This window comes from Acidobacteriota bacterium (genome assembly GCA_022340665.1).
In the GTDB taxonomy this organism is placed as follows: Bacteria; Acidobacteriota; Thermoanaerobaculia; order Thermoanaerobaculales; family Sulfomarinibacteraceae; genus Sulfomarinibacter.
The window spans coordinates 20,049-27,617 of the sequence record JAJDNM010000026.1 but is presented as its reverse complement, the minus strand read 5'-3'; the positions used below and the strand labels follow the sequence as shown (position 1 = coordinate 27,617).

Here is a 7,569-nt window from a genome sequence, read left to right as displayed (position 1 = left end):
GTAGGGGCAGAGGTAGCGGCACCACAGGTCGCGGACGAAGACCGAGCCGACGACGAGGACGCCGAGGACTGCGATCGTCAGGCGGGTCGGCTGAGCGAAGAAGAGCCACATCTTGGCGTCGACGATCTTGGCGTAGGGGCTGGCGAGGAAGGCCTCGACGGCGTGCGGGTCCATGGCGAACCAGATCGCCCAGACGAAGAAGCCCAGGAGCAGGAACTTGAGGCTGCGCAGCGGAATGTCGAGCCACTTCGGCGGGGTCAGGGTCGTGCCGATGAGGCGGAAGCCGAGGCGGCCGAGAAGCTCCGACAGAAGGCCGACCGGACAGATGTGCGAGCAGAAGGACTTGGCCACCACCAGGGACATCAGGCAGATGCCGAGGAAGATGGCGAGGCCGGCCGGGTGGATGGGATCGATGGTCCCCTCGTGCAACAGGTGGCGGAGGCCCATCATGCCGTCGATCGGCAGGAATGCCTCGACTCCCGGCGGCCGCGAGACGGTCGGCCAGCGGCCCTCGAGGTGGGGCATCACCCACAGCGAAAACTGAATGCCGATCACGACGGTGATCACCGTCATCGCCCACTGGACAGCGCGGCGGAGGGACAGGACCTTCTTCACGGGGATAGAGTGTCGCAGAGCGCGGACCCTTGCATTGACCGGGGTCAAGCGGAGTGTCATGGGAGGGTCATTCCCGCGCAAAGAGCAAGGGGCGGCAATATGCCGACCCTCGAAACGCGGGTCTTCGCTCAGTCCACCGCTGTCAGCACCTCAGTTGTTGCAGGCGCAGTTGACGTAGCACTGGGGATGGCTATAGGCGCCGCTAGGAAATGATCCGCTCGCACCCCAGTTTTTGTTGTTGTCGATCGAAGAGCACTCAATTGCTTGCCAGAGGCTGCCGAAGGCCTTTTCCGGCCAGTAGTGGATCCCCACCCTGTTGCCGGTATGAGTCGAACCGGCGACGTCGAACCCACCGCGCGTGCTGCACACCTGGTTGCAGGTCATGGCGACGGCCGCGGACGTGTACCAGCAGGCGCCGTTCCACTCCCAGCCTCCGCAGTCCGCACCCGAAGTCCGTGACCAGTCGAAGAGATCCGCTTCTTCAAAGTCGAACTCGAAGAGGCCACAGTCGGAGGTCATGAGGAGATTGGTGAAGGTGAACCAATATCCGGTGCTCAGCCCGCCGTCATACCAGGAGCCGTTGACCGTGACTATGGTGTTGCTGTACGGCCAACCAGTCAACGGGCGGTGACGCCCGTTACTTTCGGCGACGGACACCAGGTGGTAGGTCTGGCCCGCCTCCATCGGCCAGTTCACGACCGCGTGGTAGGCCGTATCGGCAGCCGGAGTCTGCACCTGGCCGATGGTCACGGAGTCGCTCTCGCGGACGAGACGCACCGTATCGAGGGCGCCCTGGTTGTTGAAAGTGAAGCGCCTCAGGATGGTGTCGACATTGGCGGTGATCGAGAGGCCCGATTCCGCGTGGCCCGCGACGGGGTTGGTGAACGAGCCCGGACCTTTGATGGTATCGAACGGACAGGGCCCGCAACGAGTATTCAGATCCGTGAACTTGAACCAGTAGCTGGTGTCCAGGACGCCTCCCTTCCAGGCGCCGTTGACAATGAGATCACCGTCGACAACCGGAAAACTCGAGAAGTTGGCGTACTTGCCGTTACTTGATTCCTCGGAAACCAGGTGGTAGGTTTCGCCGGCCAGCAGGTTCCAGTCCACGACCACCACGTAGTCGCTCTCACCGTCTGGTGTCGTCACCCCGTAGAGCACCTGCTCGTCGGACTCCCGAATGAGCAGTATCCTTGCGTGCGTACCGTTGTTCAGGAATCTGAACGATCTCAGCGTGGTGTTCGCAGTCGCCGTCAGGGAGAGGCCGGAGTCTGGCCAGCTACCGACGGTTCCGGTCAAGGCCGGTCCCGAAACCTCGCTGGGCGTACACACGGAACACTCGGTCCTCAGGCCGGTGAAGTGGAACCACCAAGTGGTATTCAATTCATTGTACGCCCAAGTGCCTTGGACCGTGAGGTTGGAGTTGCTGTATGGGAAACCTGGTGACGTCGTATACCGTCCATTGTTTGGGTCAGTTGCAAGAAGCCGGTAGGTTTCCCCGTACAGGAGGTCCCAATCCACCTCCACGGTGTGGGCGGGTGATCCTGCCGGGGTCGCAGTTGAATACAGCACCGCCCCGTCCGAAACTCGCTGGAGATATACCGTGTCCGCAAGCCCCTGGTTGTTGAAGGTGAACGACTTCAGAGAAATGTCGGCCAGGGGCATCAGCACCAAGCCAGTGTCCGGGTGTCCAATGGTGATCGATGTCATCGCAGGACCAGGCAACGTCAAGTCGTAGCACTGCGCGCCTGCAGGGAGTGTCCAGACAAACGACACCACTACCGCGAACACAACATGCGCCGTCACACGGACGAGCTTCACGTTGAAATACACATCCGCCTCCTTTGCATCCTCACAATTTTTTCGTTCTGGCAGACTCCTCTAATGTCCGAATTCTATCACCGCAGCTCAGTGAATCTCAAAACGTAAACCTGCATAAAAAGAATCGTTCAGGAAAAGAATCAATCCTGAGAATTCGCAAATGAGCCCATATCGCTCTGAGCAGAGAACTACCGTTCGCCTGTTTTCCGCTGGCGGCGGCCCTAGCGGCAGGACTGGGTCTGTTGGATGACCGTTTCGAGACAGCCGGACTGGGTCGTTTCGCAGGTCAGAAAGTCGGCGGTCTCGCCGCACGCCGGAACCCCGGAGACCGTCGCCGTGTCCCAGCCCGGCAGATCGCAACCCGGCCCCTCCACCGCCAAGCATGGGCCCCCGACCGTCGCGCAGCAGAGACTGGTGGCGAGGCGGTCGTACTGCTTTTCCTCGACGCCATCGCAGTCGAAGTCGAAGCGATCGGCGTCTGTGCCGTCGTCGGGAGTGTAGGGCACCGGATAGTACTCGGTCTGGCCCGAGAACACGAATGGGTTTTCGTCCGCGCAGTCATAGGTGCCGCACGCCGCCGTCTGGTCGATCCAAATACCGCCCGGGAAGGGGCACTCCGGAGGTGCGCTCAGCGGTGGTGACGGCAGGCAGTGGCTATCGGAGTTTGCAGAGACGCTGCCGTCGCCGTCACAATCGTAGGTCCAGCACGGCGTGCTGCCGTTGCTCCAGCGGCAGTCGCCGCCGACCTCGAAGTCGGCGTCGAACAGCCCGCACAGGCCCGCGGTAGGAATCAACCGGTTGTAGCTTTCGGCCCCCCAGCAGGCCACCGAACCGTCGGTTCGCACGGCACAGGTATGAAAACCGCCGGCCGACACGGATGTGAAAGTGCCCTTCGGCGGGCTCGATTGGCCGAAGTCGTCGCGGCCCCAGCAAGCCACCGTGCCTCCGGTCGTCAGGCCGCAGCTGTGAAAGCCACCAGCCGATACCGACTGGAACAGAAACCTCGTGAGTGGCGTCGACTGGTCGTAGTCGTCCCGGCCCCAGCACTCTACCGCACCGGACTCGCGCACCCCACAGTTGTGGTACCAGCCCGCCGATACCTGGACGAAATCGTTCGCCAGGCCGGTCAACGTCGTCTGACCCCACCCGTTGGAGCCCCAGCATTCGACATTCGTCGGCCAGAAACAGACATGCATCGGCAGGCACTCGATGATGCCGCAGTTGTGATAGCCACCCGCCGAGATCTGAGTGAACTGGCGGTCGCTCGGCAGGGACGGATCGGTCGCCTGCCCGTAGTCGTCGTTGCCCCAGCAGCGGACCTGGTTTTCGGTCGTGAGCCCGCACGAGTGGTAGCGTCCGGCAGCGATGTGGTCGAAGACGGCGCCGAACGGCGGTGAAGCCTGGCCGTCATCGTCATCTCCCCAGCACCAACCGTTGCCGAGGACACAGAACTGGCCCGGAGGAGGCGTACAGTCGACCACGGCACAGGTGTGATAACCGCCCGACGAGACCTGGACGACGTCGTACCACTCGGGATCGAGCGTCGGAGCCGTTGACTGGCCGAAGAAGTCATACCCCCAGCAGGTCAACGAACCGTCCTCGCGAATGGCGCAGCTGTGGCTTTCGCCCGCCGATGTCTCGGAGAAACAGTTGGTGCAGGAGAAGTCCTGCGACTCGACCACCGCGGCGCATGACAGGGCTAATGCGAGACAGGCGAACGCCGAACTGATTCCTCGTGGCATCTCCATCTCCCTTCGCCGATGTGGTCATCGGTCGGACGGCGCGTGCTGCGCGCCCTCGCCGAAGCCGCGGGAGGGAGCTTCCTCGGGACCAACACTTCGGCCGTCCCGCGCGCGCCATTCTGTGGATAATTCCACCAATCGGTACATATTCAACGATATGAACGAGGACACCAGATGTCAAAAATGAGATGCGAAATGATTACCTCTCTCAAAAATGATGCGCCAAAATGAACACACCATTTCCCCCGGCAACTCGACCCACCCATATCGACGTGCTCCCCCCACCACGGCCCGATCGCGAGATGACCGCGAACTTCCTCGCTTCAGCTCGACGAGCTCAGCAGAGCCGCGGCGATCTCCTCCGCCGAGCCCCGGCCGCCGTTTTCGACGTCGATCACCACCGCATCCGAGGCGTCCAGCTCATCGAGCAGGGACGGCACGAGGGCGCGGCGGACGACGATGATTGCGCCTCGGAGGCCAGGTGCAGCCAGGGCTCTCCGCACGGCCGGCATGTGGCCCTCGCCGCGCAGCTCGACCGGGCCGAGCTCGTCGACGATCACAACCGACCCTGGCACGACCCGCGACAGGGCCTGGCTCCCGAGCCGGAATCCTTCATCCGTAAACTGAAAGCGGGTGCCGAAATCACCTTCGCGCCGCTCGCCGCGTGTCGCGAGGACGGCCTCGTCCCCGGTGGCCACGTCGCGAAGCCGAAATCCGACCTTCTCGCCGTCTTCGAGGATCCCCGGCTGGATGAACCCGAAGACCGGCACCCCTTCGTTCTGCAGCTGGCCGGCTACGGCCGCCACCACATCGGTCTTGCCCCCTCCGGGCGGCCCCGTGACAACGACTGTTCGCACGGCCCCTGAAACCCTCCCGCCCGGGCGCGTGAGGGCCGAGTGTCCACGAAGAGACGCGGCAGCGGACGCCTCCTCAGCGATGCGGGCGGTGTGTGAGAGCAGCACCTCGCCAAGGTTCGGAACACGCCGCAGTAATTGCAACGGTCCGTCGCTGCGCACCCTGGCCGCGGTCCACACATCACCCGACGCGTGCGCCAGACTCGGCAGCGAGTTGAGCGCCAGACCGAGGACCAGGCCGAGTCGTTCGAGCCCCAAGCGCTCGGTCAAGCGGAGGATTTTCTCGGCGTTCACTGAACGGACCAGCACTCCGGCCGCGATGGTCATGATCAGCAGGCGGAGCAGCACCATGCCGCCGAGCTCCACTCCACGCTGCGGACCTTCCGCCCAGGCCACGACGGCGGCCGTCACCGCGGCCGCGAAGACGATGGCGAGGACCGCGCCGACACGAAGCCCCGCACGCAGCGCCACCGGGTCGAGGACCCACACCGCGGCCACAGCCACCAGGGCCGCCCACACTGCGTTGATCGGTTCGCCGAAGAGCACGATGACCGTGGACACGGCGAGAGCAACGGCGGCCACCCGTTTCACGGACTCCTCCCGATCCTTTGCACGACACGGCCCGCGACCCGCCAAGCCCACAAGCCTCCGACCGCGCCGATCGCACCGGTGGCCACGACGACTGCGGAGACGATGACCGTCGGGCTGAGGCCTCCCAGGCCGATCGCCGTTGCGCTCTCCTGGAGAAGCTGCATGTAGCCGCGGACCGCGTCCCTCCCGGTCACGACCCACATCGTGGTGAGCTTCTGCAGCGGGTTGGTGGCGAGGGCGAAGAACCCGCCGATCGCCGCGCCCACGGCGCGACCGCCGGTTGCGGTGAGCGCGATCTCCACCGCCAGGGCCTGGACCACGATGCCGATCACCGGACCGGGATAGAGGCCGCCAAGGGTAAAGATTTTGATGAAGACCGCGACGACGCCAGCCAGGAGACAGACCCCGGGCTTCGGCTGGAGGCGGCGCAGGCACACCAGGCACAGCAGACCGGCGATGCCGATGATGCTGCCGCGCAGCGGTAACTTCCCCAGGTATAGCACGGTGCCGAGAGTCGCCTCGATGGCGCCCCACAGCGTGCCGAAGAGGGCCGCATAGGTCCACGGCCGCACATCCTTCATGGGGCGGCCTCGATCAATCTTTCGTCACTTATCCGGAGGTGGCGATGGGCCGCCGCCACAAGTTCCAGGCGATGGGAGATGATGATGTAGGCCCTCCCCTTCTCCGCCCTGCGATGCACCAGATGCACGAAGGCCGCCAGGTCCTGCGGATCGAGTCCCTGGCCCGGTTCGTCGACGATCATGATCTCCGGCTGCAGGAGATCGAGAGCCGCGTGGACGAGGCGTTGGCGCTCACCTCGCGAAAGCGTCCACGGCGCTCGGGCCGAGAGGTGCTCCAACCGGTGCCTGCGCAGGACCCTGGCCGATTCGTCGGAACGGGCGCCGGCCGCGGCTACCTCGTCCGCCACCGAGCCCGCGAAGAGCTGGAGCTCCGACGAAGGCAGCATGAGGGCCGCCCTGCCCTCTCGTTCGACCACACCTCCCTGTGCGCGGCGCAGGCCGCAGAGAGCTTCGGCCAGGGTCGACTTGCCGCAGCCGTTGGCCCCTGTCAGCACCACCACCTCGCCCTCCCGCACCTCGATACCGGCATTCGCGAGCAGTGTCCGCCCGCCTCGCTCGACCCGCAGCCCGCGAGCCGAGAGCACGACTCGCTCTCCGCATGGGGACGGCGACGGCAGCTTTGGCAGCTTGGGATCCGGCCCCGGCGCAAGGCTTCCGTCGGCCAGCTCGTGCCACTGGCTGACAGCACCGTGCAATCGCCAGCCGGCCTGTTCACTGACCATGAACATGCCGCCCAGCTCTCGCCCTTCGCGCACCAGCGAACCGAAAACGTTGACCCCGTCCCTGTCGAGGTGGGCGGTCGGCTCGTCGAGCAGCACCGGGCGTGGGCAGCCGGCGAGGGCGACCGCCAGCGCAATTCGCTGGCGCTGACCCGACGACAGCTCGCTAATCTGTCGCGACGGCAACCGGTCGATTCCAAGAACGGCCACCGCCCGTTCGTGGAACTCCGATGCGCCGTGCAGGCGGCGCGCCGCCTCGATTTCCTGCTCGACCGTCGGCAGGAAGAGCTGGGCATCGGGCCGGTCGAGGCATGTTGCCATGAGATGGGCGCGTTGGCCGGGGTCGAGATCGTCGATCGGTTCGCCGTCGAAAACCACCTCTCCACCGATTTCGGCCGGATGAAACCACGGAACGAGGCCCGCCATGGCTCGAACCAGAGTCGACTTCCCGACGCCCGAACGGCCGCAGACACCGATCGCCTGGCCTGAATCGAGCCGCAGATCGAGATCTTGCAGAACTGGTCGGGCAACGCCCGGCAGGCGCACGGAAAGAGACTTCGCTTCGAGCGTGTGGCCGGCGTCTGCGTGATTCAGCACCCGTTCTGAGTAGCGGGTCTGCGGAGTGATGTCAACGTGGAGGGCTGAG

6 protein-coding genes are annotated in these 7,569 nt (G+C 64.7%); all 6 read right to left on the bottom strand.

Annotated features, from left to right (window positions below; genetic code table 11):
- The coding region (locus LJE93_03665) for a 4Fe-4S binding protein (GenBank protein MCG6947999.1) at positions 1–615 on the bottom strand (615 nt) is incomplete at its 3' end.
- 150 nt (positions 616–765) lie between these two features.
- Positions 766–2,448, bottom strand: coding sequence for a hypothetical protein (locus LJE93_03660; GenBank protein MCG6947998.1), 1,683 nt, complete (start codon positions 2,446–2,448; stop codon positions 766–768).
- Between the two features lie 209 nt (positions 2,449–2,657).
- The gene (locus LJE93_03655) at positions 2,658–4,178 is read right to left on the bottom strand and encodes a hypothetical protein (GenBank protein ID MCG6947997.1); all 1,521 of its coding nucleotides are present in this window, start codon (positions 4,176–4,178) and stop codon (positions 2,658–2,660) included.
- A gap of 323 nt (positions 4,179–4,501) precedes the next feature.
- On the bottom strand, positions 4,502–5,623 hold the full coding sequence (locus LJE93_03650; GenBank protein MCG6947996.1) for a DUF2478 domain-containing protein: 1,122 nt from the start codon (positions 5,621–5,623) through the stop codon (positions 4,502–4,504).
- Positions 5,620–6,204, bottom strand: coding sequence for a hypothetical protein (locus tag LJE93_03645; GenBank protein MCG6947995.1), 585 nt, complete (start codon positions 6,202–6,204; stop codon positions 5,620–5,622). The genes LJE93_03650 and LJE93_03645 overlap by 4 nt, the downstream gene beginning before the upstream one ends.
- Entirely contained in the window at positions 6,201–7,520 is a 1,320-nt protein-coding gene (locus LJE93_03640; GenBank protein ID MCG6947994.1) for an ATP-binding cassette domain-containing protein, read from the bottom strand. Before LJE93_03640 ends, LJE93_03645 begins: the two co-directional genes overlap by 4 nt.
- Positions 7,521–7,569 lie beyond the last annotated feature (49 nt).